This is a genomic window from Akkermansia muciniphila, from assembly GCF_900184965.1.
Classification (GTDB): domain Bacteria; phylum Verrucomicrobiota; class Verrucomicrobiia; order Verrucomicrobiales; family Akkermansiaceae; genus Akkermansia; species Akkermansia muciniphila_A.
Window position 1 is genome coordinate 1 of the sequence record NZ_FXYA01000135.1, and the last position, 25,059, is coordinate 25,059.

22 protein-coding genes, 1 tRNA gene and 1 rRNA gene are annotated in these 25,059 nt (G+C 52.2%); 14 read left to right on the plus strand and 10 right to left on the minus strand.

Going from position 1 to position 25,059, the window contains the following annotated elements:
• The first annotated feature begins 284 nt into the window (after window positions 1-284).
• Together rrf and CI070_RS02235 are read left to right on the plus strand one after the other, a co-directional pair.
• A 5S ribosomal RNA gene (gene rrf, locus CI070_RS02230) occupies window positions 285-400 on the plus strand.
• Window positions 401-597: 197 nt separating this feature from the next.
• Entirely contained in the window at window positions 598-3,114 is a 2,517-nt protein-coding gene (locus tag CI070_RS02235) for an alpha-N-acetylglucosaminidase (RefSeq protein ID WP_179218304.1), read from the plus strand.
• A gap of 164 nt (window positions 3,115-3,278) precedes the next feature.
• Here the strand turns inward: CI070_RS02235 and CI070_RS12980 are convergent, their stop codons facing one another.
• Window positions 3,279-3,473, minus strand: coding sequence for a hypothetical protein (locus CI070_RS12980; RefSeq protein ID WP_143246892.1), 195 nt, complete (start codon window positions 3,471-3,473; stop codon window positions 3,279-3,281).
• Between the two features lie 145 nt (window positions 3,474-3,618).
• Window positions 3,619-5,487, minus strand: a complete 1,869-nt coding sequence (locus CI070_RS02245; RefSeq protein ID WP_094135523.1) for an OPT family oligopeptide transporter — start codon at window positions 5,485-5,487, stop codon at window positions 3,619-3,621.
• 120 nt (window positions 5,488-5,607) lie between these two features.
• Here CI070_RS02245 and pyrF point away from each other — a divergent pair, with 120 nt between their 5' ends.
• The 3 genes from pyrF (at window position 5,608) to CI070_RS02260 (ending at window position 9,004) form a co-directional block, all read left to right on the plus strand.
• Window positions 5,608-6,393: an orotidine-5'-phosphate decarboxylase gene (pyrF, locus tag CI070_RS02250; RefSeq protein ID WP_256943517.1), complete on the plus strand. Its 786-nt coding sequence runs from the start codon at window positions 5,608-5,610 to the stop codon at window positions 6,391-6,393.
• Window positions 6,394-6,516: 123 nt separating this feature from the next.
• Window positions 6,517-7,290 carry an energy transducer TonB gene (locus CI070_RS02255; RefSeq protein WP_094135524.1) on the plus strand — a complete coding sequence of 258 codons (774 nt, stop codon included), beginning with the start codon at window positions 6,517-6,519 and terminating at the stop codon, window positions 7,288-7,290.
• Window positions 7,291-7,312: 22 nt separating this feature from the next.
• Window positions 7,313-9,004: a putative manganese-dependent inorganic diphosphatase gene (locus CI070_RS02260; RefSeq protein WP_094135525.1), complete on the plus strand. Its 1,692-nt coding sequence runs from the start codon at window positions 7,313-7,315 to the stop codon at window positions 9,002-9,004.
• 79 nt (window positions 9,005-9,083) lie between these two features.
• On the opposite strand, the gene CI070_RS02265 is transcribed toward CI070_RS02260, so the two are convergent.
• The 3 genes from CI070_RS02265 to dnaX are packed head-to-tail and all read right to left on the minus strand — an operon-like array spanning window position 9,084 to window position 12,679.
• On the minus strand, window positions 9,084-10,124 hold the full coding sequence (locus CI070_RS02265) for an endonuclease/exonuclease/phosphatase family protein (protein WP_143245520.1): 1,041 nt from the start codon (window positions 10,122-10,124) through the stop codon (window positions 9,084-9,086).
• Between the two features lie 12 nt (window positions 10,125-10,136).
• Complete coding sequence (locus tag CI070_RS02270) at window positions 10,137-10,451, minus strand: YbaB/EbfC family nucleoid-associated protein (protein WP_094135527.1); 315 nt, start codon at window positions 10,449-10,451, stop codon at window positions 10,137-10,139.
• Between the two features lie 29 nt (window positions 10,452-10,480).
• On the minus strand, window positions 10,481-12,679 hold the full coding sequence (gene dnaX / locus CI070_RS02275; RefSeq protein WP_094135528.1) for a DNA polymerase III subunit gamma/tau: 2,199 nt from the start codon (window positions 12,677-12,679) through the stop codon (window positions 10,481-10,483).
• Between dnaX and CI070_RS13405 the strand changes: the two genes are divergently transcribed.
• The 4 genes from CI070_RS13405 (at window position 12,563) to CI070_RS02295 (ending at window position 14,990) form a co-directional block, all read left to right on the plus strand.
• Window positions 12,563-12,892: a hypothetical protein gene (locus CI070_RS13405; protein ID WP_179218303.1), complete on the plus strand. Its 330-nt coding sequence runs from the start codon at window positions 12,563-12,565 to the stop codon at window positions 12,890-12,892. The two genes, dnaX and CI070_RS13405, sit on opposite strands and share 117 nt — an antisense overlap.
• Before the next feature lie 6 nt (window positions 12,893-12,898).
• On the plus strand, window positions 12,899-13,675 hold the full coding sequence (locus tag CI070_RS02280; protein WP_143245521.1) for a hypothetical protein: 777 nt from the start codon (window positions 12,899-12,901) through the stop codon (window positions 13,673-13,675).
• A gap of 47 nt (window positions 13,676-13,722) precedes the next feature.
• Window positions 13,723-14,538: a hypothetical protein gene (locus tag CI070_RS02285; protein WP_094135530.1), complete on the plus strand. Its 816-nt coding sequence runs from the start codon at window positions 13,723-13,725 to the stop codon at window positions 14,536-14,538.
• A 361-nt stretch (window positions 14,539-14,899) separates the two neighbouring features.
• Window positions 14,900-14,990, plus strand: a tRNA-Ser gene (locus CI070_RS02295).
• Between the two features lie 82 nt (window positions 14,991-15,072).
• Here CI070_RS02295 and radC read toward each other — a convergent pair.
• From radC to infA, 3 genes are all read right to left on the minus strand, one after another.
• Window positions 15,073-15,813: a RadC family protein gene (gene radC, locus CI070_RS02300; RefSeq protein ID WP_094135532.1), complete on the minus strand. Its 741-nt coding sequence runs from the start codon at window positions 15,811-15,813 to the stop codon at window positions 15,073-15,075.
• Between the two features lies 1 nt (window position 15,814).
• Window positions 15,815-17,305, minus strand: a complete 1,491-nt coding sequence (locus tag CI070_RS02305; protein ID WP_094135533.1) for an NAD(P)H-hydrate dehydratase — start codon at window positions 17,303-17,305, stop codon at window positions 15,815-15,817.
• A gap of 93 nt (window positions 17,306-17,398) precedes the next feature.
• Window positions 17,399-17,896 (minus strand): translation initiation factor IF-1, encoded by a 498-nt coding sequence (gene infA, locus CI070_RS14355; protein ID WP_343125203.1) that lies wholly within the window; start codon window positions 17,894-17,896, stop codon window positions 17,399-17,401.
• 254 nt (window positions 17,897-18,150) lie between these two features.
• Between infA and rplM the strand changes: the two genes are divergently transcribed.
• Together rplM and rpsI are read left to right on the plus strand one after the other, a co-directional pair.
• Entirely contained in the window at window positions 18,151-18,579 is a 429-nt protein-coding gene (gene rplM, locus CI070_RS02315; protein WP_012420274.1) for a 50S ribosomal protein L13, read from the plus strand.
• A gap of 15 nt (window positions 18,580-18,594) precedes the next feature.
• Window positions 18,595-18,990: a 30S ribosomal protein S9 gene (gene rpsI, locus CI070_RS02320; protein ID WP_012420275.1), complete on the plus strand. Its 396-nt coding sequence runs from the start codon at window positions 18,595-18,597 to the stop codon at window positions 18,988-18,990.
• A 225-nt stretch (window positions 18,991-19,215) separates the two neighbouring features.
• Here the strand turns inward: rpsI and CI070_RS02325 are convergent, their stop codons facing one another.
• Entirely contained in the window at window positions 19,216-19,653 is a 438-nt protein-coding gene (locus CI070_RS02325; protein WP_094135534.1) for a 23S rRNA (pseudouridine(1915)-N(3))-methyltransferase RlmH, read from the minus strand.
• Between the two features lie 6 nt (window positions 19,654-19,659).
• Window positions 19,660-21,228 carry an excinuclease ABC subunit UvrC gene (locus CI070_RS02330; RefSeq protein WP_256943518.1) on the minus strand — a complete coding sequence of 523 codons (1,569 nt, stop codon included), beginning with the start codon at window positions 21,226-21,228 and terminating at the stop codon, window positions 19,660-19,662.
• A gap of 111 nt (window positions 21,229-21,339) precedes the next feature.
• Here CI070_RS02330 and CI070_RS02335 point away from each other — a divergent pair, with 111 nt between their 5' ends.
• From CI070_RS02335 to CI070_RS02345, 3 genes are all read left to right on the plus strand, one after another.
• Entirely contained in the window at window positions 21,340-22,122 is a 783-nt protein-coding gene (locus tag CI070_RS02335) for a MotA/TolQ/ExbB proton channel family protein (RefSeq protein WP_094135536.1), read from the plus strand.
• 90 nt (window positions 22,123-22,212) lie between these two features.
• Window positions 22,213-22,608, plus strand: coding sequence for an ExbD/TolR family protein (locus tag CI070_RS02340; protein WP_218824875.1), 396 nt, complete (start codon window positions 22,213-22,215; stop codon window positions 22,606-22,608).
• A gap of 41 nt (window positions 22,609-22,649) precedes the next feature.
• Window positions 22,650-25,037, plus strand: a complete 2,388-nt coding sequence (locus tag CI070_RS02345; RefSeq protein ID WP_179219345.1) for a tetratricopeptide repeat protein — start codon at window positions 22,650-22,652, stop codon at window positions 25,035-25,037.
• Window positions 25,038-25,059 lie beyond the last annotated feature (22 nt).

Below are 25,059 nucleotides of genomic sequence, written 5' to 3' on the forward strand. Positions count from 1 at the left end.
GGTGTAAGTGCAGCAATGTATTGAGCCAAGCGATACTAATTACCAATTGACTTCATCATATTACATCACTCCCCGTCGTGAATGAACACTTGCTCTTGTCTCATTCTCCTATGCATGATCTCAACCACCAGCCACGCAGATGTCAGTTTACGCTGAATGCCCCCTCCCCAAAAATCTTCTTAGACTCATACAAACCCATTAAAAAAATCCCACACTCGAAAGCCCCAATGCTGGGCTCCCGGGCAGGCAGGATGAAGATCGATGAAAGTCCCTTCCCCCTGAAGCCCGGTGGCCAGAGCGCAGTGGTCCCACCCGGTCCCGTTCCGAACCCGGAAGTGAAACGCTGCCGCGCCAATGGTAGTCGGACGATAGGTCCCGCAAGAGTAGGTCGCCGCCGGGATTTTTTCCCATCAGGCCCCGCCAGTCTCCAGACTCGCGGGGCCTGTTCGCTTCTTGCTCTCTCTTATGCCGTCTTCTTGAAGTTATTATTAGTGATAATATTGACTTTATTCCTTGTAAGAATCTGCAATTCTTGTATGTAGTAAAGTCACTATGTTTTCTCATGCCTTTGCCGTTGGAGCGGTTCTTGGAACTGTCATGTCCCCGCTTGTTTGCGTATCTGCTGCGGAAAGATCTCCTGTAGCGGCGGCTGAAGATGTAGTGGCGCGTGTAACTCCCTCGGCAAAAGGGGCTGTCCTGTTTCATTTAAATCCGGATTTGGGCAACAAGATCACTATCTCCGGTGTTGCCGGAGGCATCCGGGTGGAGGCTTCTGATGTGCGTCGCCTGGTGGCGGGGTATGGCTGGTATTTGAAGAATATCGCCAAGGTCCATTTTTCGTGGAACGGGAATCGGATGGCGCTTCCTTCCCCTTTGCCGGTTCCCTCCAGTCCGGTAACGATAGAAAGTCCGTGGAATATTGTTTTTGCCTATAATTACTGCACCCTTTCTTATACGGCTGCTTTCTGGGATTGGAACAGATGGCAGCGGGAGATTGATTTTCTGGCGTTGAACGGGTTTACGCATGCGCTGGTAACGGCGGGTCTGGAAAAGACATGGGAGGATTTTCTGATTGGCCTGGGGTATCCCCGGGAAAAAGCTCTTCGTTTTATCCCTAATCCGGCATTTGCCGCCTGGTGGAATATGGGGAACCTGGAAGGCCACGGCGGACCGTTGAGCCAGCAGCAGATAGATAAGATGGCGCAGATGGGAAGGCGTATTGTATCCCGTATGGAGCAGTTGGGGATGACGCCCGTACTTCAGGGGTATGTGGGATTCGTCCCCTCTGACTTTCAGGAAAACGTCCAAATGGATGGTCTGAAACTTATTCCGCAGGGTACATGGGTTGATAATTTTAAGAGGCCATGGGTAGCGGATCCCACTTGTGAGGCTTTTCCGAAACTGGCCTCGGACTGGTATAAGGCTGTCCGCAAGGTATACGGCATTTCCGGAAAGATGTTTGGCGGGGATTTGTTTCATGAGGGGGGACGGAAGGGGGACATTAACGTGACGAATGCGGCACAGGCCGTTCAGAAAGCCATGCAAAAGGCCTCTCCGGGTGCTTCATGGGTGATTCAGGCTTGGGGCGGGAATCCTACCCGCGAGTTGCTGTCCGGCTTGGACCCGGAACGCGCGCTTGTATTGCAGCTTACCAAGGATATGGCTAACGGAGGGAAGAATTTAAGAACTTTTAACGGTATTCCGTGGGTCTGGTGCGAACTGGCGAACTTTGGAGGCAATACGGGACTGTACGGTGGGATTCCCCTTCTTTCCCGGCTCGGAAGTGATTTGTCCGGTTATAGGGACAAGGGGCTGGTGGGCATGGGAACTTTGTCCGAAGGGCTGGAGACGAACCCGCTTCATTACGCCCTGTTCAGTGACCGTTTGTGGACCGGGGAGGATATTTCCCTCCGGGAGTGGCTTGGGAAGTACGCGCGTCAACGTTACGGTTCCGCCCCAAAGGCTGTCGTGAAGGCGCTGGAAGTCTTGTCTTCCTCCATTTACAACCCCGTCCGCTCTCAGGAGGGGTGTACGGAATCTATTATTTGCGCCCGTCCGTCCTGGAATGCCCGGAAGGCTTCCACATGGTCCAGCGGGGAGCGGTATTATCACTTGGGCGATATTGTAAAAGCGGCGCGCGGTTATCTGAAAGCCGCGAATGATCAGCCGAATCTGGTGAAAAAGGAGACATTCCGTTATGATTTGGTGGATGTTGTGCGTCAGGTTCTTGCGGACGCCGCTTTTTACCAGCTTCAACAGGTCAGAAGCGCGTTTGATTCCGGAGATGCGGCTGCGTACAAAAAGCAGGTAAGGCGTTTCCTGTCTCTGATTTCAGATATGGATGCCCTGTTGGCGACGGATAGCCAGTTTCTTTTGGGGACTTGGCAGAAAAGAGCTCTGGATTGGGGCAATTCCCGCCAGGAAAAGGCCTTGATGGACAAGTCAGCCAAAATGCTTGTTACTACGTGGAGTGATCTGGCTCCCCGGTCGCTGAATGATTATTCCAATCGCCAGTGGGCCGGTCTTGTTTCCGATTTTTATTTGCCTCGGTGGAGGAATTTTTTTGAATCTCAGATGGATGTGCTGACCGGCAGGAAGACGCGTGATGCCGCCCATGCCGCATTTATGGATAAAACGGTTCGGGAGGAGCTGGCTTTTGCCGGAAATGGGAAAATATATTCTGCCAAACCGGCAGGGGATACCCTGGCCGTCGCCAATCGCGTGATGAATGCCCACCGGGAAATGCTGGATGCCCTGAGTGCGGAAGAAAAGTTTTCCTCGGGAATTCCCTGGGAACTTCATCAAGGTTCCCCGTTGCAGTTTGATGTCACGGATCAGGTGACCGAACCGGGCACGTATACCGCAACTTTCCAGTGGAAAAATGGTCCCAGCGCCTTGAAAATCCATTCCGTTAAATTATATGAGGGCAACAAGGAGGTGGCTGCCGATGTTCATGAGGGTACGACTGGCGTGGAAAATAAGAATAATGTTTACAGGCTGGAATTGAAGAAGTACAGAACCAACCTTGATTCCTATACTCTGAAGGCAGAAGTTAGCGGTGTTTCTCAAGGCGCTTCCAAAGGAGAAATGATGTTGAAAAGGCCGGTGAATTAAGAAGCGGGCAAATTGTTGCGGAAAGGAGAGGCAAGGCGGTTATACGTGTGGGTTCTGCCGTTTTCTGTCTTCTGTTTTTTCCGGAATCAGTTTGTTCACCTTGCCGAAAAAAGGGAGAAGAGGAATTCCCTCTTCTCCCTTGAAAGATGGCTTGAGGGTGAAATTTATCGGCGGCAGCGCAATAATAGAGCGCCCAGGCCGAGCAGTCCCAGCGTAGCGGTTGCCGGTTCCGCTGGGCAGGAGACGGTATTATGGGACATGGAGAGGGAGGCGGAGACGGCATGATTTCTGTAAGCAGCCATATTCTCTGTGTCGGTCGTCAGGTTCAGGTCTTCCCAAGCGGTATTGGTAGTGGTCATGATGGGGGAAGCCATAGGGTCGCAAAACCGAAGTAGTTGCTGCCTGCGCTGCTGGCAGCGTTAGTGTTGGTGGTGGAGAATATGCTGGCTGCTTGGGCACCCCACCCAAACGATATGGAATTTTCTGAGGGAGAACGTTTCCGGTTCAGTGTGCCGCCTGGTAAATGCTGAACATCAGAATGGCCATTCCCGTGAGGGCTGCCCCTGCAATGATGCCGGAGGCGGAGGGAATTTTATATTCCCGTGATTTGTCCTTGAAAAGACGGTCCGCAGTCCAGCCGAGCACAGCCCCTGCAAAGAAGAGGAAGGAATCATTCCACTGGATGGCCCAGGCCAGACCAAAGCCGATGGGAGTGGGGAGCCATTTTCCTGTCCGGGGAAGATAGCGGGGGATAAGTACCAGAATGAGCCCGAGAATGCCGCCTGCGATGATGGAAAGGACCTTGATGCTATGCAAATGGCTGAATCCCATGCCCAGCGCTTCCGCCGTGGCTGCCCATGTTCTGGCTCCCGGGGCATTGAAAGACTGGAGAGCGTTCGCATCCGGAACCATGGAGCGGAAGGCCAGCACGGAAACGAGGGTCCCTAGAAAAATTCCGGAAAACTGGGCGATAAATTGTTTGCGGGGGTTGGCTCCCAGCAGGTAGCCTACTTTGAGGTCCACGAGCAGGTCTGCCGAGGAACTGGACGCTCCGGAAGTGATGTTGGCCGCCATCAGGTTGGCCGTTACATGCCCAGGTGCAATCCCTCCGAAGATGAGCTGGGTAACTTTTCCCATGGCTCCGGTGGGTGTAATATTGGCTTCTCCGGTGATTCGGCAGACGACCAGCGCCAGGAAGAAAGATATGACTACTGCGATGCAACTCATCCAGTACGGAACGTCAAAGGATGCATGAGCCAGATAGCCGAGAGCTCCCAGTGAGATAAGCTGGCCTGCCAGAAACCAGCTCATGGGCGTTTCTATTTTTTCCACATCCGTCAGTTCACGTTTTTTGCTCAGGGAGAACATGGCCCCCAGGGAAGAAAAGGAACGAACAATACTTTTCCATTGGAACAGGAAGGCCACAATGCTGGCGACGACCATGCAGGCGGTCCCTCCCCACAAGGTCCAGCTTACGCTTTCCCGATAGCCTGCTCCTGCAGGAAGCAGTTCCTGGCTTTCCAGCCACGGCACGTAAAGGGCCCAGCAAACAGTCCCTCCGATGAAGAGACTGAGGGATGTTTTCATGCCTATCAGAGCTCCCGCGCCCACGAACATGAGATCCCATTTGAAGAAGATAGTACGCTGGTACCAGTTGCCGAGAATATGTTGCTGGACTACTCCAAGCCATCGTTCTCCCCCTGCAGCCATGGCGATGGCGTTGGCGGCGGAGAAAAGGGCGGAGTAAAGAAGGGCCTTGGCCTGTCCCGCCGCTTTTTTGCCTTCCGAATAGAGAACCTTGAGAGTTTCCGCCGTGGCAATGCTGTCCGGGAATCTGATTTGTTCAATGTTGATCATTTGGCGTTTCATTGGAATGGCCATGGTGACGCCCAGTACGGCAATGAAAAATATCCAGGCAAAGGTGGTGCCAAGAGGCATGTGCTGTCCTGTCAACAGAAGCAGGGCTGCTACGGCGGAAGTGAGGGTTCCCCCTGTAGAATAGCCTGCGGAGCTGGCGGCGGACTGCATGCATGTGTTTTCCAGAATAGTCATGGGGGATTTTGAGATGCCCAGGCGCACAAAGGCGTTCCAGAGGGCAAAAGAGATAACTCCCGCCGTCAGAGCTACCCCAAAGGACCATCCCATTTTAAGGTTGGCATACAGATTAGTGAGGGAAAGGATGGAGCCGAGGAGCATGCCGACGATGACGGCTCTCCAGGTAAGCTGCTTCATTCTGTCTCCGGAACCCAGGTAGACTTGATCGTACCATTGCTGTTCTACTTCATCCGGAGTGCCTTGGAATCCCTCCAGAGGCAGTGGTTTTTCCAGACAGGAGGGGAGAGAGCAGGGCGACTGGGGAGACGTGGATGACATATGATCTATAAAATACCATTTACGGCCGTGGCGGAAAAGTCGTATCTGTCTTTCCTTGCTTTCGGAGCATCCTCCGCTTGGGACTTGCCTGCCTGTGACGGCCGTGGTTTAATGGACGTCATGAGCCAATCTTTTACGGATAAACTTGCCGCCCGCATTAAGGAGACCGGTTCCGCCTTGTGCGTCGGGTTGGATCCGCGCCCCGGCATGGATGATTTGGAGACGATTCCTGCGCTGTTGCGGAAGGTTGTGGAGGAAACCGCCCCGTATGCGGCGGCGTTTAAGCCGAATATTGCCTATTTTGAAGCCATGGGGCTGCGGGGACTGGAAATACTTGAGGATTTACTTCCGGATATGCCTGAGGATGTTCCGGTGGTACTGGATGCCAAGCGTGGAGATATTGGAGAGACTCAGAAGTATTATGCGCATGCTTATTTTGAACGCCTGGGCGTGGACGCTGTGACGTTGAGCCCTTTTATGGGATATGATACGCTGGAGCCTTTTCTGGATTATGAAGGTAAAGGTATTTACCTGCTGGCGGTTACTTCCAATCCCGGTTCTGCGGATGTGGAACGGCAGGAACTGGCAGGGGGCCGCAGGGTTTTTGAACTGGTGGGAGACATGGTGCTCCGCTCTGTCCGGGAAGGATGTAAAACTTCCGTAGGCATGGTGGTTGGGTTGACCAATGCGGATTCCAGTATTTTGGAGCGTATTCCGGATGCTCCTTTGCTCATTCCCGGTCTGGGAGCTCAAGGCGGCGATCTTTCCTGCCTGAGTGGCTCCGGTCATGTGGCTCCTCCCCTGATTAACGTCTCCCGAGGCATCATGTACCAGAATCCGGAATTGGGTTTTGCAGAGAAGGCTGCCGGATTTGCTCAGCGCATTCGGGAAGCATTGAATTATTGATGTTCACGTATTTTTTGCAAATCACAAAACGATAACGTCCTGCTTATGGCTATGCATGCGCTTGTCAAAGGGAGAGGGCTGGTATATTGAACAGGTGTTCCCCCCGTTCCCTGCCCGTTTTTTATGGATGAAAAGCCTGGAATTGTAAAATTCACTCCCCATTCCACTTCCAGATCCGCAATATTGATTGCGATGGCTGTGGCAGTGGGCGTACAGGTAGCTTTGTGTGCCGTGCTTGTAGCCATACATTTGCAGGATATGTGGTTTCCCTCCGTCCAGGGCGAGGAGGTGGAAATGACGTTTGTGTCTCCGTCCAAAGAAGCCCCTCAGGAAAAGGAAGAGGTTCAGCCTGTATCTGTTGTTCCTGTTGCAGCTCCTTCAACAGTCAGCCCCGTTCCGGAAATTGCATCAGATGAAGACCTGTTGGCGATCAAGCTGCCGGAAAATGAAGATTGTTCCGAAATGAAGGATTTTCTGTTGGATGAGGCTTCTTCGGAACTCTTGCCGGAAGAACTCGCCGTCATGCGGATTTCCATGAATGAGGTAAAGCGCAGGCAACCCGTGAAGAGCCCGGAGGTATCCCCGCCGGGGCGTCCGGACCCGGAGCAGAATATTTCCCCTGATAAAAAGGTGCGTTATAAACATGCTCCGTCCTTGCCCAATTCCGTCAATTCTTCTAAAGTCGGGAAGGTGAATGCCGTGGTGAAAGTGGTGGTTGGAGTGAATTCCCAAGGGGAACCTTCATCCGTCAATCTTCTTCAGTCAACGGGGAATGCGGAATTGGACCGCCTTTTCATGCGTTGGGTGAGAGAGAATTGGACTTTCTATCCGGCGGAAAAGGACGGAGTGCCCATTGCTTCCAAGGTGGTGGTGCCCGTCAGGCTGAATATAGATTAACCTGTGCAAGGAAATAAGAAAGATGCTTCCGGAGAAGACAGAGAATAGGCCCGTTTATGTGATCGGCCACCAGAACCCGGACACGGATGCTATTTGTTCAGCCATAGGGAACGCGGAGTTTTTAAGAACTCATGGCGAACCTGACGCAGTTGCCGCCAGATGCGGGGAGATGACGCTGAGAACATCCTGGGTGCTGGAAAAGGCAGGAGTGCCGGAGCCGATACTGATTCATGACGTGACGCCCACCGCCGGAACAATCTGCCGTCGTGATGTGATTAGCGTAAGCCCGGACGATACATTCCTGACGGCGTATCGAAGGATGACGGAGAATTCTCTGCAAACCATACCGGTAATTGACGCTGATCACAATCTTCACGGCCTGTTGCGTTATTTTGATTTGTTGAGCCTGCTCATGCCTTTGAATATGACGGAGATGAATGTTCGCTCCGTCTTTTCCAGCCTGAGCAATATTGCCACCACCATTGACGGCAAATGTCTGACCGGGGAATCCTTGAGCGAGGAAGAAACGCAGAATATCCTGCTGGTAGGAGCTTCCAGTGAACCCAGTGTCCGGACAAGGCTCGCAAATTACAGGAGAAAAGGGATTGTCCGGGATCTGATCGTTATTTGCGGAGACCGTCCGAATGTGCAACTATATGCGGTGGAACATGGCGTACGCGCTTTGGTGACCACGTCTGGCGCGTTCCCTTCCCTGGACATTATTGAGACGGCCCAGACGACGGGAACATGTATTTTAAGCACCCCGTGGGATACGGCCAGTGTTGGTCAGTTGATCCGTTGTTCTCGGAAGGTGAGGGAACAGGTTCAGAAGGATTATACAGTTTTTCCGGAAAATATGCTGTTGCCCGAGTTGAGGCAGGCTGCCGTGAAGCGCAAACAGACATTGTTTCCTGTGATGAGCCTCAAGACGGACAAGATCATTGGTGTTCTGAGCAAGACGGATTTGGTGGATCCGCCCCGTACGCGCGTGGCTTTGGTGGATCACAATGAATTTTCACAGGCCGTCAAGGGAGTGGAGGAGGCGGAAATTGTGGAGGTAATGGATCACCACCGTTTGGGCACCCAGCTTTCTACACGTGATCCCATCCGTTTTCTGAATGAACCCGTAGGTTCTACATCTACTTTGGTGGCGCGCAGATTTTACCATCGTAATGTGGAGCCTTCCCAGGCTGTAGCGGTTTGTCTTTGCGCGGGGATTCTTTCAGATACCCTGAATTTGACGTCTCCTACGGCGGCACGGGCGGATAGGGAAATGTTGGAATGGCTGACAGGTATCGCCAAAATAGATGCCAAGCAGTTTACAGAGGAGTTTTTTGCCACTGGTTCTCTGTTGCGTTCCAAAACCGAACCTTCCGTTATTATTCAGGCGGACAGGAAGACTTTTACTGAGTACGGCTACAAGATCAGTATTTCCCAGATTGAGGAAATTGGCATGTTTGGCCTGGAAGAGGTTCAGGAAGGTTTAGTGAGGGAACTTTGGAAGTTGGTGGAGAAGGAGGGGCTGAAGCTTGCCTGCCTTTTGGTTACGGATATTGTCACCCATGATTCTATGTTGCTGGCCGTCGGGGATGAAGACGCTTTGGAAAATATTGAGTACGAGCGGCTTGGCCCCAATCTATTTTCCGCCACTGATGTAGTAAGCCGGAAGAAGCAGCTTTTCCCTGCTATTTCCCGTGCATTAAAAACGTTGTAGATGCCGAGAATCTTTGATTTTTAAAGGCAAAATCTTTCCTGCAGAGGAGGGCCGGCGTTGCTGCGCAGTAAAGGATAGCTCAGGGGATTGCGATGTCTGCCACGATGGACCGGCGAATAGTATCCGGTATCAGCACAGTACTGGCTCTTTCAGGTTTAAGCGGCGGTGTGCAAAAAACTCGGTCCAGGCGCAATAGAGGGAATCTGACAGGCTGCGTAGCTCCATAACCGGCGCCTTTCAGTTTGAAACAATCCTGAAAGTCGGAACTGAATTTGGAAAAAATGGGGGATTGAGGGGCGGCGCTGAAGTTTCCGGCCATGATAATGGGAAGTTCTCCATGTTGGGTTCCTACTTCCTTCAGAGTGTCAAACAGGTATTGAAGTTGTTTGCGGTGGATGAACCGGAGTGTATGGGAATATTTCCAGCAGGCAGGGGCGTACAGGTCGAACCGATGTTCAAAAGGTTCCAGACTGATGTTGATGAGCCGAATTGCCAGGGAGGAATTTTCCGGTATCCAGTCTACAATCAAACCGGCTGTGTCCGTGATGTTCTGGGCCGGACCAATCTGACCGTGCCTCACGATAATGGCGCAACTTCCTATTTGCTTGATATAAGAGGTTCTACCGAAAATACTGTAGGCAAATTTGAGCGTTCGGTTATAATTGCTGCAGCCTTGGACGAAAATAACGTCTGCACGGAGTTTGGATATTTGTTCAATGGGAGGAGGCTCCTCACTCCTCTCGTACAAGGTAAGAACCCTGATTTGCTTGGCGTGCGGAGCCAGAGGCATCTTGTAGTACTCCATTCCGGTTCTGGAAATGGGAGGGAGAAAGTCTGTAATGACGATGCCGTACGCAAACCAGACGGTGATGCCAAGCAGACCGATCCGGGAACCGAAGACCAGCCATGCAATGAGCGCCGGAAAGGAGAAAATAAGGCAGCAAGCCCATATGGGCAGTGACGTTGCAAATGCCATCGTGTCCGAACCGGTCCAGAAGATGGTGACGACGATGACCCACAGGCACAGAGAAACGCCGCCCAGCGCTATTCCCAAGTGGTTGACTCCGGATAGCGTTGGTTGAGGTTCCTCCAGATGTTTGCGTCTTCTGAGTCGATGCACTGAGGTGACAGATTAAAAGCCCATGCCGGGAGGGAGATCCAGGCCTCCTGTCAGTTTTTTCATTTCCGTCGCTGCTGTTTCCTTACCCTTGGCAATAGCGGCATTGATGGTTTGAAGGAGCAGATCCTGAAGGAATTCAGAATCGGACGGGTCAATGATGGAAGGATCAATGAGCAGTTCCGTGAGGTTTCCGTCGCAGGTGGCGGTTACTTTCAATTTCCCGCCCGCCCCTTCCGTTGTAACGGTTTGCGAGGCGAGTTTTTCTTGGGCAGCTGCAAGTCCGGCCTGCATCTGCTGAACCTGCTTCATCATTTTCATTATGTTCATGGTCGTTGTATCTGGGTGAATGAGTTGGCTTATTGGGAAATGATACGGGCCCGGAAAATCTCCATGGCGGCATCAATCAGCGGATCCGTATAATAAGAGTTATCTTCATTTTCCTTTTTGGTGGTTTCCTGAATAGGCTCTACAGTTTTTTCCCGCTGGGTATGGGGTTTGGGTGCAGGAACCGGGGATGCCGGGGGAGGCGGTGCAGGCAGAGGATCCAGCTCTTCCTGCACCGGTTCGGGAATGGAAGAATCCTGACGGACAGAAATAGTAACAGGGGTTCCAATATATTGGGAAAGAGTAGTTTCCAGAGCCGTTCGAAGAGGACCGGCTCCAAGGCTGTCCATCCCTTGGCGGTCAGAAGGATGAAAAGAAATGGCGGCTACTACGCCGTCATAGCCGGAAAAAACGCTGTTGGTCAGAAAGTCCGCTTGAAGAGGGAATCTGACGGCTACTTGTTCCAGAACCGTTTTCCAATCTTCCTCCGTGATAGTCTTTCCTGTTTGTTGGGACGGAACTGCCGGTTCCTCTTTTTCTATGGGAACCTGGGGGTGGGATGATGAGCTTGGAGTATCGAATAGATTGTCAAAGAAGCTTTTGGTCCGTCTTTCCGGAGGAAGATTTTCCTCTGGATCCATGAAAGTAGGCTCTGGAGAATCCGTAGGGAGTTCCGACACATCGGAGACAGCGGAACTCGGGCGCCGGGTGGCTTCCTTGGGCACGGGTACGGTTTCTGTCCGCAATTTAGTGGCGGAGTAGGGAATCTCTTCCTCTGCAACGGCAAGGGATGGGGCTTCTGCAGCGGGTGTGAAAGTGTTTTGTTGCGGTTCGGTTTCCTGCGCGGGATAGGGAGAAGCTTGCGTGTCGATCCCCTGATTTTTCTGTACTGCGGGGGATAAGCAGGGAGGGGCCGCGGAAAAATCCGGAACCGGATCCATTAAGTGTTCTTCCGGAGCCGGGGATGGTTTTGTTGCAGCAACAGGAGGCCGGACATTGGATTGGGGGAACGGAGTGGGAGCTGTAGCGGAAGGAGTGAATGCACTTGGTTTTTGCAGTGAAACAGAATCTGAAGAAGATGCCGGGGGCACGGCGGCTAACGGAGCACCTTCCAACGCCATGATAATATCACTGATGCTGGCCTCAGCCAGAGTATGGACGGCCTTGATCAGGCCCATTTCCAGATGAAGTCTTTTATTGGTGGACCAGCGCATCTTATCTTCCGTTTCCGCCAGTACTTCCACCAAACGCAGGATTTTGTCCGTGTGGGTGCGTTTGACCAATCCGGCAAGTTCTTCCTTGGAGGATTCCGGGAGAGAGTCAAAGCTGGCTTCCGGATCTACTTTAGAGACCAGAATTTCACGTACGGCGGAGATAATTTCGGAAAGGAACTGACTCATATCCCTTCCTGCTTCCGCCTGTTCATGCAGAAGATGCAGGAGGGAGGGAAGCTCCTTGTTTAAAATAAGTGTCAGAGCGTGGGCCACGGTCTCCCGGGAAGTAATGCCGAAAATGTGGAGTACCTGCCGTTCTTCAATATGATCTCCACAGAAGGAAACAAGCTGGTCCAGCATGGATTGTGCATCCCGCATACCACCATCTGCCACTTTAGCGACGGCAAAGGCTGCTTCCCGGCTCAGATTTACTCCCTCTGCAGAAGCGATATGAAGCAGGTGTTCTGCAATGATTTCAGAAGGAATAGGGCGCAGGTCGAAGCGCTGGCATCGTGATAGAATGGTTGGCAGTATTTTGTGGGGTTCCGTGGTCGCGAAAATAAATTTGACATGAGGTGGCGGTTCTTCCAGCGTTTTGAGCAGGGCGTTGAAAGATTCTTTAGTGAGCATGTGCACTTCGTCTATATAGACGATGCGGAAATTGCCTCTGCTTGGAGCGAACCGTACGTTGTCCCTGAGATCCCGGATGTGATCGATGCCACGGTTGGATGCTCCGTCTATTTCAAGGACATCAAGGCTTCGTCCTTCCGCGATTTCTTCACATATATCTTCATGCGGGTCAAAATCCACTTTGGGACCACCGCTGCAATTTAGAGCTTTTGCAAAAATTCTTGCGGTTGATGTCTTTCCCGTTCCACGGGGACCTACAAAGAGATAGGCATGGGCAAGGCGGTTGTGCTCAATGGCGTTTTTCAACGTCTGGACGACATGATCCTGTCCAAGGACGTCATTGAATGTCAGAGGACGGTATTTTCTGGCAAAGACCTGGTAACTCACGGTTCAGAAAGACTAGAAGATGAGTTCCCGTTTGAAAAGAAAATAGAGAGTAATTGTTTTAAAATGTTGATAAAACGCTTCTTGGAGGGGCTCGTTACGGAGCCTGTCCGAAAAAAATATCAAGAAAACAATGAGGATGTTATTTTGATGTTGAAATCTGAAAATGTTCATGCCAATCTCACAAAAGTAACAGGAACCTTCTCATCTCTATAATTTCCTATGTGGGTCAAAGTATCAATAGCAGCCTTGGTCATTGCTCTTCTCGGGGGAGCCATGTATTATCTTGATAACGAGGAAGCTCTAACCAAGGAGCGTAAGGAATGCGCCTCCCGCTATAAGAACCTGAACGGTCTTCGTGGTGAGTTCACGGAAGAAAAGACAAAATATGTCGATTTTCTGGTGAAAAATGAGGCTTTGACGAATGACATCAATGCTCTAACCAAGGAAAAAGATGAGCTGGAAGTAAAGAATCAGGAGCTGGCGGCAGCCAATGAGGCCAAAAAATCTGATCTTCAAACGCAGCAAACCGCGTTGGCGGAATTGCAATCCAAGAGTAAGGATATGGAAAGCATTCAGGCCATTGCTGACAGAATCAAGGGGCTGGAAGAAGAGTCCAAACAGTTGGAAGTGCTTAAGCAGGCGGAACAGGGAAAACATGATGCTATCGTTGCTGAGACTGAACAGCTTGTCGTGAATAATGCTGCCCTCCGTCAGCTCAAGGCTGACCAGGATGCCCGTCTTTCTCCGCCTAACCTGAAAACGAGGGTGTCCCAGGTGATAGATGATTTTAATGTAGTTGTGATTGACGGAGGAGCCGCCGATCTGGGCGTGGTGCCCGGTTCCAAGTTGGCCGTGATGAGGGACGGTAACAAGATTGCCGAACTTGACGTAAACGCTGTTGAATCCCGTGTTTCCACGGCTACTATTTTACCAAGTACGGTAACCGCCGGCGAACGTGTTGAAGCCGGAGACGTCGTTGTATCTGTTCGTCCCTAGCATTTTCTCGGTTCAATACATTCCATACACTCTCACATATATACACAATGAAAACTGTTTTAGTAGTTTTATTGATTCTTGCAGCAGGGGCGGGTGCCTGGTTCTCCGGTCTTAGCGGCCTTTTCGGCATTAATGGCCAGTACCAGGATTTTAAAGAAATGATTTCGTATCGTAAAACCTTGGACAAGGAAATTCGTACTTGGACAGGTCTGCGCAACGATATGATTAAGAATCGTGGATTGGCTGCGGAAGAAAACCTTAGTCTGATTTCCAACAAGGCTTCCGTGACTCAGCAGCGCGATGAACAGCTTTCCAAGGAAGCAGAGTTGAAGGAGGAAGAAGTACAATTGAATGCAGACTTGTCCAAAATCAATAAACAAATTGAGGAATTAAAGAGCAAGTTGCAAGATTTTGGTGTTTCCAGCGTACAGGAAATCCAAGAGAAGATGGAATCTCTGGAAGCTTCCAATAAAAAGCTTCAGGAAGATATTGACCAGATTAAAAGTGCTACGGAAGTGGCTGCCAAGAAACGGGCAGAACAAGCCAGTGAGCTGGCTAGCCGCCAGAAGGAACAGGCTGAATATCGAGCTGCTCTTGCCAAAAATGGGGAGGAATATCCCGTTTTGTCGGTGGATCCGCAGTGGGGGTTTGTCGTGATTGGAGCTGGACAGGGTAGTAGCATTGATCCAAATACGGTTCTGCTTGTTACCCGTAACGGTCGCAGCATTGGTAAATTGAAGGTAACTTCCCTGGAAAAGAATCAGACGGTAGCTGACATTATTAAAGACAGCGTGCCTTCCGGTATGAGTATTCAACCTGGTGACAGAGTACAGCTTCTGCGTCCTCGCCAGTCCGCCAAATAAGGTTTTTTGTCACGTATTTTCCTTGAACCCCAGTATGTCTTTCGGCATAGTGGGGTTCAACTTTTTAAAAGGAAATGATGAAACACTTTACAATCTCCTTTTTGTTTGTATTTTCCCCTCTTTTTCTGCTTTCTTCCTGTTCCTGGTTGATGGAGCCGCAGGAGAGGGAGCGTGTGCCGCAGCCTCCTCCCGGTCCGGAAAAGAGTGCACTCCCTCATAATAAGACTCAAAGATTTGAGGCGGAGGCAACGCTCGGGCCGCTGGCGTCGCCAAGACGTTAAGGCTTTCAAATGACGTGGGCGGTGATTCTGTTCTTTACAGTATTCGGCAAACCGGGTACAACCGCCTATGTCTTCCAGGTGGAGAGATGGCTGAGCTGGTCTAAGGCACTCGACTCGAAATCGAACGTGGGCTAAAACCCACCGTGGGTTCGAATCCCACTCTCTCCGCCAGTTTTTTAATAAAAGCTCCGTGTTATGCCGGGGCTTTTATTTTTGGAAGGAGAACAGACCGGAAATTTGGATGAACGGCTGTTTAGTGGTAAAGGGGGTGTTCTTGACCGGGATCTTTAAGGCGATCTCCATTAGGATGATTGTAACTATAATAATTTTTATGGGCTGTCTCGGTAGGTTTACCAATGATTACATGATCCAGAAAGCGAACGCCTAATAATTTGGAGCATTCCCGCACGCGTTCGGTCAGGAGGTTGTCTGTACGGCTGGGGGAGGGGTTTCCGCTGGGATGGTTGTGGGCAAGGATGAAGCCATAGGCGTTGTGGATGACGGTGGGGCGTAAGATGTCGCGGGGATGAGCAATGGATTCGTTTAAGGTACCACTGGAGATTTCCACAGGTTTAATGAGGCGACATTTGGTATCCAGCAGCAGAACGAGTACCGTTTCCTTTTCTTTCCAGCGCATGGCTGTTGTCAGATAATCATAGACGTCTTCCGGTGTTTGAATGGGCTGACGCGACAAAGTTTCGCGAAGAGCCCTCGCGCCCAGTTCAAAGGCCGCGCTCAGCGTAGCGGCTTTCGCCATGCCTATTCCCTTGCAAATGTTCGCTATTTCAGCAGCTTCCATATGAGCTAGGGCGTCTAGAGATCCAGCAGACTGAATCAGGTCCGAGGACAAGTCCAATACATTTTTCCCCTTGATGCCCATTCGGAGGAAGATGGCAAGCAGTTCCGCATTGCTGAGGCTGTGCCTTCCCTGATGAAGCAGTTTTTCCCTGGGCAAAGACTGGGAGGGCAGTTCCTGAAGTTTGCGGTAGGTCATTTCAATAGCAGAGGCGTGCGGTGGAAAGAATGGCGGCAGGCAGATGTCGCAGCGTATCCCCTGCCGTCAGCGTTTGCTGGGTTGCTTCCCCGACGGAGATTGCCATTTCGGAAGCTCGGCCGCACAGGTAGACACCCAGAACGGCGGAAACCAGAAGAGATTCCCCCTGGCTTATGAAACCTCCGCAGATACCTGCCAGCACGTCTCCCTGTCCAGCAGTTGCCATGCCGGGATCTCCGGTGATGTTATAAAAGAGAGGTTTTCCCCGTTGGGTGACGATGGTGCGCGCTCCTTTGTAAATCAGAGCCGCTTCATGTTCTGCCAGAAAGCAGTCGGCAATGTCTGCCCGGATGGCATAGTTGTCTGCATCCGGCAGAAGTCTGCGAATTTCTCCGTGGTGGGGGGTAGCCAGAATATGTTCTCCCAAGTTCCACTGCATGGCCGCGGCCAGATTCAGCCCGTCCGCATCCAGAACGGTGGGAGTACCTGTTTCCAGGATAAGGCGGATAGCTTCTGCGTCTTCCTCCGATACGGAGCCGATGCCTGGGCCAATGAGGAAAGCGCTAAATGTACGGATGGAGATATCTGCGTAACTGTTCACGGGCCTGACCATGATTTCGGGAGGCATGGATGGAGCAATCAGGGGATAGACATTCTTGTGGACGTGCAGCGTAACCAGTCCGGCACCTGCCCGGAGAGCTGCTTCACAGCAGAGACGGGCCGCGCCCAGCATTCCTTCCGAGCCTGCTATGACGCCAATGTGCCCGCGTTTGTTCTTATAATCCGTATAGGGTCTTGCAGAAAGGAATTTGGTGAGTCTTGAAGAGGTAATAAGTTCCGTGGCGGGGATCGCCTGTACATGAAGACCGGGAAGGTCGATGCAGACCAAACGCCCGGCAAAAAGGGTGGCGTCATCGTCCAGCAGGCCCTGCTTAACGGCTCCTATGCACATGGTGAAATCTGCTTCCACAGCATTTTGTTGAGGCATCCCCGTGTCTGGATCTACTCCGGTGGGAATATCGATAGCCACGGTACGTACGGCCCCGCAGCGGTTTCTTATATAGTTTATTTCTGCGCAAAGCTCGGAGATTTCCCTGCGGAGCATTCCCTTTGCGCCAATTCCCAGCAGGCCGTCCAGCAAGATCATAGGTTTTCCCACACGGGGAAGGGGTGGGGCCTGGTATTCCTGAGGGGGGGGAGATATTTCCGCCAACTGCCGCATAGAAAGTTCACTCCATTCGGTGCGCGGGTAAGCGGTTCGGAAGCCTATTTCCCAACCATGTTGTTTCAGTAGGTTGAGGACGGTGAGGGCGTCTCCCCCGTTGTTTCCTTTGCCTACATAGGCTATGCACAGACCCGGGACGGGGAAGAACTGCATGAGAGATTCCGCAATACCGGCTGCGGCCAGGTTCATCAGTGTTCTGGCCGGTGTTCCGCTAACGATGAGCTCGCGTTCCGCGATCTGCATATTTTCCGTGGAGCAAATTTTCATGGCACGCTGATGGAGACAACCTTTACTGTAAGCTAAAAAACCTTCCCCTGCAAGCCGGAGAAGGTTTTTACAAAAGGAACGATCCGGGAACGGTTAACCGATGCGGAACGTGATGCGCGCTTTGGTCATGTCATAAGGAGACATTTCCATACGCACTTTGTCTCCTACCACGATTTTAATAAAGCGCTTGCGCATTTTCCCGGAAATATGGGCCAGCACTTCGTGCCCGTTGGGAAGGCGCACCTTGAACATGGTTCCTGCCAGTACGGCGCAGATGGTTCCTTCCACTTCAATTTCGCTTTCGGAGTTTTCTTCCTTGGGTTCCGATTTGCTAAAATGCTTTCTCCCCTTGGTGTGGCGTCCTCCGCCTCCTTGCGGGCGCTGCCTGTTGGCGTTACCTCCGGGACGGCTCCCCCCTCCTGTTCTGGGATTTCCCGGTCCTGCGGACTGTCCGGCCGGTCGTGACGCTCCTGTGCCATTGCCGGAAGACCGGGATTGTCCGGGACGGTTGCCGGTGCCGGTCGGTCTGGAACCGGTGCGGGAATTCTGACCGCCGCTGGGACGGCTGCTGGATCTTGGATTCGGGCTGATAGGTCTCTCCTTGTAAGGTTAAATGAACGCGTGTGTGCAAATTTCGCGCAGGCGTATGATAGACCATATTTTCGCAAGAGCAAGCCCTGAATGCGGAAGTTGCGCAATTAAACCGCAATTCTATGGAGAGGGACGGGAAAAAGGCCGGAAAAGAGAAAAAGTATTTGACATTTACGTGAATAATCATTAGGAATGCGCCCCCGAATTGGAAGATAACGGCAGGATGCCGAAAAACGAGAACGAAGAATTGAACCATGAAGACCTTCTCAGCCAAACCGCAAGAAGTAGAGCGCAAATGGTATGTTATAGACGCTGCCGACAAGGTGCTCGGCCGTGTTGCCGTTGAAGCGGCTAACATTTTGCGTGGCAAGAATAAGACGATTTTTACCCCCCACGTTGATTGTGGCGATTTTGTCATTATCGTGAACGCGGACAAGGTGGTGTTGACCGGCAATAAGGAAAATGCCAAAATTTATACCCGTTTCTCCGGTTACGTCGGCGGTAAGCAGGTGGACACTCCCCGTAAAATTCGCGCTCGCCGTCCTGAACTTCTTCTGGAACTGGCTGTTAAAGGCATGGTTCCTCACACCCGCCTGGGCCGTCAGCAAATGACCAAGCTGAAGGTTTATGCCGGAGCCAGCCATCCGCATGAAGCCCAGCAGCCCACCGCCATTACTCTCTAATTGATTTTTCAGAACATGAGTCAGACAACCCCATACAACGCCACCGGCCGTCGTAAGACCGCCATTGCACACGCTTGGCTTACTGAAGGTTCCGGCCGCATTACCATCAACCGCCGCGGTTTTGAGGAATATCTTCCTACCGTTCAGTTGCAGAACGCTGTTCTTCAGCCCTTTCAGGTTACCAACACCATGAACAAGTTTGATGTGAACGTCGTTACCAAGGGCGGCGGGATTCACGGACAGGTGGGAGCCATTCGCATGGCGATCGCCCGTGCTCTCGTTCAGGTTGATGAAGCTTCCCGTTCCCAGCTCCGTGAATTCGGTCTTCTGACCCGTGATTCCCGCATGAAGGAACGTAAAAAGCCCGGCCGTCCTGGGGCCCGCAAGCGTTATCAGTTCTCCAAGCGTTAAGCTTGGCTGGTTGCGAAGGAACTGGCTTTACCATTTCTTTCTCGGAAAAGGAGTACTCCTTGTGGAGTGCTCCTTTTTTGTTGCAGAAAGAACTTTGTTTTTACTGTTTTATACGTCTTTAAACAGCCTTTTCTGGTCGGATTGCTTACGGCGGCTTCAATGATTTTCCTGCATTTGCCTGAAGGGAACAGGTTTTCCTGTACAGGAATGTCTGGCCGACGAGGGTTACCGATGGTATGGTGTTCCTGCCAGAATAGTATGGCAGCGGTAAATCTGTTCCAGCAGGACAACAAGCGCCAGTTCATGTTGAAGGGTGAATTTGCTCAAGGACAGGATATGGTTGCACCGGGATCGTAATTCTTCCGTATGACCGTCCGAGGCTCCGATGAGAAACGCGATGCGGCGCACGGAATGCATTTGCCAGTCCTTCGCCAGATCGACCAGCTTTTTTGTGGTCCAGAGTTCTCCGCGTTCGTCCATGGCGATGCGCAGACAGCCTTCGCTGGCTGCCAGCAGGCGTTTTGAAACGTCCTGGGAGTTTCCATCCCTGACAAGTTTGAGTTCCGTTTTGCCGAAGGGCCTGAGGCGGTTGAGATAAAATTCCACGCCTTCCTTGGCGTAGCCTAGAGAAGGCTTTCCGGCGGCCAGAATCAGGAATTGCATGAGGAGTCAGGAGTTGGAAGATGAATTAAGGTAGTTCAGCAGGGCGCGGGCCCAGGTTTCCGAAATGCCGCGGATGGCGGCGATAGAAGCCGGATCTGCCTTTTTAATGGCAGCTACTGATTTGAATTTTTCCAGCAACAGTCTTTTTTTTGAGGCGCTCATGCCCGGTGCGTCGTCCAAGGCGCTTTCCCGCATGCGTTTGCGGTAGAGCAGTTCGTTATAGCCGTTGGCGAAGCGGTGGGCTTCGTCGCGGATGCGCTGCATGAGTTTGAGGGCTCCCGTGCTGTGAGGCAGACAAAGGGGCTGGGACTGATGGGGAAAAAATATTTCTTCCCTCTGTTTGGCCAGACCGACGATGGGCATGTCTCCCAGTCCGATTGCTTCCAAATCGGCCAGAGCGGAGGAAAGCTGCCCTTTACCTCCGTCCACCACTACCAGATCCGGAACCTTGATGGGGGCTTTTCCTTCCGCACTGAGTTTCTTGAGCCACTGGTACAGAGTCATGTCCGCCTGACGGGAGGCTACGGCGTCGCTCTCCGCCAGAATGCGGGAGTAACGCCTCCGGATGACTTCCGACATGGAGGCGAAGTCATTTTGTCCGTCTACAGTGCGTATACGGTACCGACGGTAGGCTTTATTGTCCGGCCTGCCGTTGGTGAAGCGCACCATGGAGGCCACGATATGGTTGGAAGAGACATTGGAAATGTCAAAGCATTCCATAATGAGCGGGGGAGATTCTAATCCCAGGGCCACCCCCAGTTCCTTCATGTCTTCTTCCGGGTGAACGGTGCCGGGAAGATCGGGAGTTCCTTTTCGGAACCGCCGGGCGGGTTCCAGTACCTTGACCAGATTGTCCCGGATGTCCCGCAGGTATGCCGCGCGTTCAAAGTCCAGTTCATCGGCGGCTTCCATCATTTCCTTGGTAAGTTCGTCCAGAGCGCTTTTTTTCCCCGTTCCTTCCAGCAGACGCACCGCCTGGTCAAAGTTCCGGTTGTAATCATTGATGGAAATGCGGCCAACGCACGGAGCGGAGCAGTTGCGAATCACATCCGCATGGCAGTGCCTGAAGTCATGGATTCCCGGATTTTTTGTCTTGCAGGTTCGCAATCGGAAGTGCCGGTTGAGCCATTCCTGCGTGGCGTACAGAGCCTGAGAGTGGACAAAGGGGCCGAAGTAGCGCGCGCCGTCATCTTTGCGCACTCGCGCCAGCTGGAAGCGAGGCAGTTTTTCCCCCTTCGGAATTTTCAGCAGGGGGTAGCGCTTGTCGTCCTTCATCTGGATATTGTAATGTGGGCGATATTGTTTGATCAGTTTGCTTTCCAGCAGAAAAGCCTCCTGGTCATTTCTGGTTTCAAAATAATCAAATGACGCAATAGCATTAATGAGCGCTCTTGTCTTATGGTTGGAGAGTGTGGCTCCCGTAGGAGAAAAATAATTGCCCAGGCGGCGGTGGAGGTCCTTGGCTTTGCCCACGTAGATAGTATTTCCCTGGGCGTCTTTCATGATATAAACGCCTGGTTTGTGCGGAGTTTCCCTCCAGAGTTCTTTCAGGGTTGGTTGCTCGCGGTCTGCCACGCAGACATTATGCCATATGAGGCAAAAAATGGAACTGCGGAAACGTACTGTATTACGGCTACTTGTCTTGCCTAGGAAAACTTCTTCTGTATAATCCTCTATGTCTTTTGTATGAACCCTGTACCGTTTACCACGCTGGCCGCCGCCATGGATTTTGTGGTGGGAGATAGAAATTATCCCCTTTCCGAGCTGTTCATGAAAGGCGGTTTCATCATGTGGCCGCTGCTTCTGTTATCCATCGCCGGAGTGGTGGTGCTGGTCATGTGCTGCTTTTCTACCCGTGCTGCCGCCGTTTTGCCTACCAAATTGGTGGAACAGGCGGAATCTTTCATCCGCAAGCGGGATTACACGGGGCTTTCCATCCTCTGTAAGAATGGAGATTCCTGTTACGCCCGCGTGATGTTGACTGTAGCCAACTTCATGTTGCGCAACCCCTCCGCCCAGTTTGAGGAGGTGAGGGAGATAGCCTCTGCGGAAGGAGGACGGCAGGCGGGGTTCCTAAGCCGCCAGATTTCCTGGCTGTCGGATATTGGCGCCGTAGCTCCCATGCTGGGGCTGTTGGGGACCGTGGTCGGGATGATGAAAACCTTTTTTGAGATTGCCAACGGTGATTTTTCCGGGGGCAAGCAACGTATTGACATGGCGGGCGGCGTGGCGGAAGCCTTGATTACGACGGCGGGCGGCCTGATGCTTGGCATTCCCGCCATCCTGGCTTATGTATATTTCCGCAGCCGTGTGCATAAACGGGTGGGTGACCTGGAAGCCGCCGTCACGCACAGCGTTTCCGTAGTTGCCACCCAGCTTCAGAAGCCGCGAGCCGGCGCTTTTCATGAAGAGGAGCTCCCCAAAGTTCCCGTAGACCCCACTTCCCTGCGCGATGTGCGCGGGCTCTAGCCGGAATGCGTCTGCTTCCTCACCTCACCGGAAGAATGTATGAAATTTCACTATAAAATGCCCAGTCCCATCGGGTTTCAATTGGCCCCCATGCTGGACATCGTATTTCTGCTGTTGGTGTTTTTCGTCGTAACCCAGACATTTGAGGATGATGAACCGGATCTTTCCATCAATCTTCCTTCGGCGGAGACTCCCAAGCCCGGTGAAACCGTGTCCAATGAAATTATCGTGAATATCCGTAAAGATGGTACCGTGGTAATTAACCGTCAGCCGTATACGATGCCGCAGCTGGAAGACAAGCTTTTTTCCGTTGCCCGCTTGGACAAAACCATGCTCGTTCGTATCCGCGTGGATGAAAAGGCGGAATCCGGCGTGGTGGTACATGTGATGGACGCATGTTTGAAAGCCGGGCTGAATAACGTTTCTTTTTCCACGCGTCCTCCGGCTCCGTCTTCCATCAATGTTTCCAATTCCCAGGCTTCATGAAAGCGTTCTTTTTCATTAATGCAGGTTTAATAACTTTGGCGATGTTTTCCATCGCCCAGGAAAATATTCCGGATGCCGCTCCCATCGCGGATGGTCCTCTGGTCGCCAATCCGGAGCAGGATACGCTGGATATGGCTGACATGCTGTACAAGCAGGCCCAGGCTCCGGCTACGAAGGAGAACCGGCAGGAATATGGGCGCCTTCTTGATTTAAGCTTGCGTAAGTATCTGGAATTTACCCAACGCTTCCCCCGGTCTGCCCAGGCTCCCCTGGCAGAGTATCGTGCTGCCATGTGTTTGGAGGAGCTGGGCAGGAAAGATGAGGCACACGTCCTGTTCCTCAGATTGATTCAGACAGGCAGCCCCTCCCTGGTTGCCGCCTCCGCCTACCGCCTGGCGACAGACGCTTCCTCTGCCGGGGAAACGGATAAGGCCATTCAGTATTACCAGCTCGTGATTCGCAATGCGGAACAGAATGATTTGAAGGTGGACGCCCAGTATCGCATGGGGCGCCTGTTTCTTTCCAGCGGCAATCCGGAGGCTGCCGCTACCATGTTTTGCGCGGTGATGGGCAACCCGGAAGCGAATGCCAAGTTTGTTCTGGTGTCCCGGATGGGATATGCCGCCCTGTGTGCGGATACGGGACGCCTGGGAGAAGCTTATTCAGAATATCGCAAGGTGCTGGAAACGCCCGGTGTGGATAACAGGAACCGGGGAATCGCCACCCTTCAGGCCGCCATGCTGGCTACCAAACTGAAGAAGACTGCGGAAGCCCAGGGCCTCTATGAACAGCTTTTGAAGGATGAATCTTTGAAGGAGATGGCTCCGGAAGCCCGAATGGGGCTTTTTCTGGGGCTGTACAATATGGGCAAGTACAAGGAGATACTTTCCCAGCATGAGCAACAGAAGGGAATAAAGATGCCGACAAAGGACGGCCAGGTGCGTCTGTTGATGCTGCTGGGGCAGGCCGCCTATAAATTGAAAGAGTACCGGAAAGCGGCGGATTTCTTTCTGGAAGCGGAAAAGGCCGTTCCTTATACGCAGGAGGCCATGCAAGCCTCCTTTTATCGGTTGCTGTGTTATAATGAACTCAAGCAGAAGGATCTTCCCCAGCGGGCTCAGAGTTTTTTGAACCATTATGCCAAGGCTTTTCCTACCAGTGAACTGCATGATATGGTGCGCCTGATGGCTGCAGAAAGCCTGTTCAGCTCCAATCCGGCGGATGCCGCCCGGTTTTATGCCAGCATTGATTTTGACAAGGTGCCCCCGAAGATGCGTGCGGATATTTTATATAAGAGCGCGTGGGCAATCGCTCAGGCTGGGAACAGAGGCGTGGCCGCCAAGCTGTTGACGGATTTTATCAATGATTTTCCGAAGGATCCCCGCATTTGTGAGGCATTGACATTGCGTGGAGACATGTATGCCAAGACCAAGAAGGAGGCTGAGGCGTTGATGGATTTTGACCGTGTGATTGCCCGCTGGCCGAAAGCCGAATCCGCCGCTGCCGCATGGCAGAGGGCCGCTCAGATTTATGCGGGACGCCAGGATATGGCGAACATGGCGAAGTATTATGAAGGCCTGATTCAGAATTTTCCGAAGGCGTCTCCTGCCGCTCTTGCTGAAGCCCATTTCCTGCTGGGGCGCGCGGCGTTTGACCAGGGAGATTTCAAGTCTTCCATCAGCCATATGGCGGAGGCCAAGACGCTGGATCCCCAGAAATACGGGGAACAAGTCAATGTGCTTTCCGTCCTGTCCTATCACAAGCTCCAGGACGTGAATAAACTGAAGGAAGCCCTGGAAACCCTGCAAAAGGAAAATCCTTCCGCCGTGGCTCGTGTGCCGGATGTTATTCCCGCATGGCTGGGTCTTCAGGCTTATGGAATGAAGGATCTGGAAACGGCGGACAAGTATATGACCTGGGCTACGCAGAACGACCAGCTTCAAAATGTGAAGAAGGTGATTTGGCGCAATTTGGCGAAGGTGCGTCTGGCGCTTAGAAAGTATGACCGCGCCCTGGTGGCTTCCAACAATTTCCTGAAGGATGAGGACCAGCCTTACCGCCGTGCGGACGGCATGCTGGACAAGGCTTCCATTCTTCTGGGACTGGGCAAGTATGCGGATGCCAGGAAGACGGCGGAAGAAGCGCTGGCTCTGGGTGTGGAAGGTCCTTTGATGGCTTCCTTGAAAATTGTTCTGGGGGATATTTCCTATGCGGAGAAAAAGTTTGATGAAGCGGCCAAGCATTACGGCGTTACGGCCGAGTTGTTTGTCAATGACGCTGAATTGAAACCCAAGGCTCTGTTCAAGGCGGCGGAAGCTTTGGACAAGGCTGGGCGCAAGTCGGAGGCTTCCCAATACCGGGCACGCCTGCAAAAGGAATTCCCGGATTGGAAACAGGATGGAGAGCCTCTGCCTCTGGATGCACGATAAGCGTTTTTAAGGATTAAACCCG

Excerpts from the sequence above, each read along its gene's own strand:
- CI070_RS02260 (WP_094135525.1), top strand. The coding sequence starts at position 7,313 with ATGCTTCCGGAGAAGACAGAGAATAGGCCCGTTTATGTGATCGGCCAC.
- CI070_RS12980 (WP_143246892.1), bottom strand. The coding sequence starts at position 3,473 with ATGACCACTACCAATACCGCTTGGGAAGACCTGAACCTGACGACCGAC.
- rpsI (WP_012420275.1), top strand. The coding sequence starts at position 18,595 with ATGAGTCAGACAACCCCATACAACGCCACCGGCCGTCGTAAGACCGCC.
- pyrF (WP_256943517.1), top strand. The coding sequence starts at position 5,608 with ATGAGCCAATCTTTTACGGATAAACTTGCCGCCCGCATTAAGGAGACC.
- rplM (WP_012420274.1), top strand. The coding sequence starts at position 18,151 with ATGAAGACCTTCTCAGCCAAACCGCAAGAAGTAGAGCGCAAATGGTAT.
- CI070_RS02340 (WP_218824875.1), top strand. The coding sequence starts at position 22,213 with ATGCTGGACATCGTATTTCTGCTGTTGGTGTTTTTCGTCGTAACCCAG.
- CI070_RS02245 (WP_094135523.1), bottom strand. The coding sequence starts at position 5,487 with ATGTCATCCACGTCTCCCCAGTCGCCCTGCTCTCTCCCCTCCTGTCTG.
- CI070_RS02325 (WP_094135534.1), bottom strand. The coding sequence starts at position 19,653 with ATGCAATTCCTGATTCTGGCCGCCGGAAAGCCTTCTCTAGGCTACGCC.
- CI070_RS02270 (WP_094135527.1), bottom strand. The coding sequence starts at position 10,451 with ATGAACATAATGAAAATGATGAAGCAGGTTCAGCAGATGCAGGCCGGA.
- CI070_RS02280 (WP_143245521.1), top strand. The coding sequence starts at position 12,899 with ATGTGGGTCAAAGTATCAATAGCAGCCTTGGTCATTGCTCTTCTCGGG.
- CI070_RS02255 (WP_094135524.1), top strand. The coding sequence starts at position 6,517 with ATGGATGAAAAGCCTGGAATTGTAAAATTCACTCCCCATTCCACTTCC.
- CI070_RS13405 (WP_179218303.1), top strand. The coding sequence starts at position 12,563 with ATGGGCAAGGCGGTTGTGCTCAATGGCGTTTTTCAACGTCTGGACGAC.
- CI070_RS02345 (WP_179219345.1), top strand. The coding sequence starts at position 22,650 with ATGTTTTCCATCGCCCAGGAAAATATTCCGGATGCCGCTCCCATCGCG.
- CI070_RS02335 (WP_094135536.1), top strand. The coding sequence starts at position 21,340 with ATGAACCCTGTACCGTTTACCACGCTGGCCGCCGCCATGGATTTTGTG.
- CI070_RS02305 (WP_094135533.1), bottom strand. The coding sequence starts at position 17,305 with ATGAAAATTTGCTCCACGGAAAATATGCAGATCGCGGAACGCGAGCTC.
- radC (WP_094135532.1), bottom strand. The coding sequence starts at position 15,813 with ATGACCTACCGCAAACTTCAGGAACTGCCCTCCCAGTCTTTGCCCAGG.
- CI070_RS02285 (WP_094135530.1), top strand. The coding sequence starts at position 13,723 with ATGAAAACTGTTTTAGTAGTTTTATTGATTCTTGCAGCAGGGGCGGGT.
- CI070_RS02235 (WP_179218304.1), top strand. The coding sequence starts at position 598 with ATGTCCCCGCTTGTTTGCGTATCTGCTGCGGAAAGATCTCCTGTAGCG.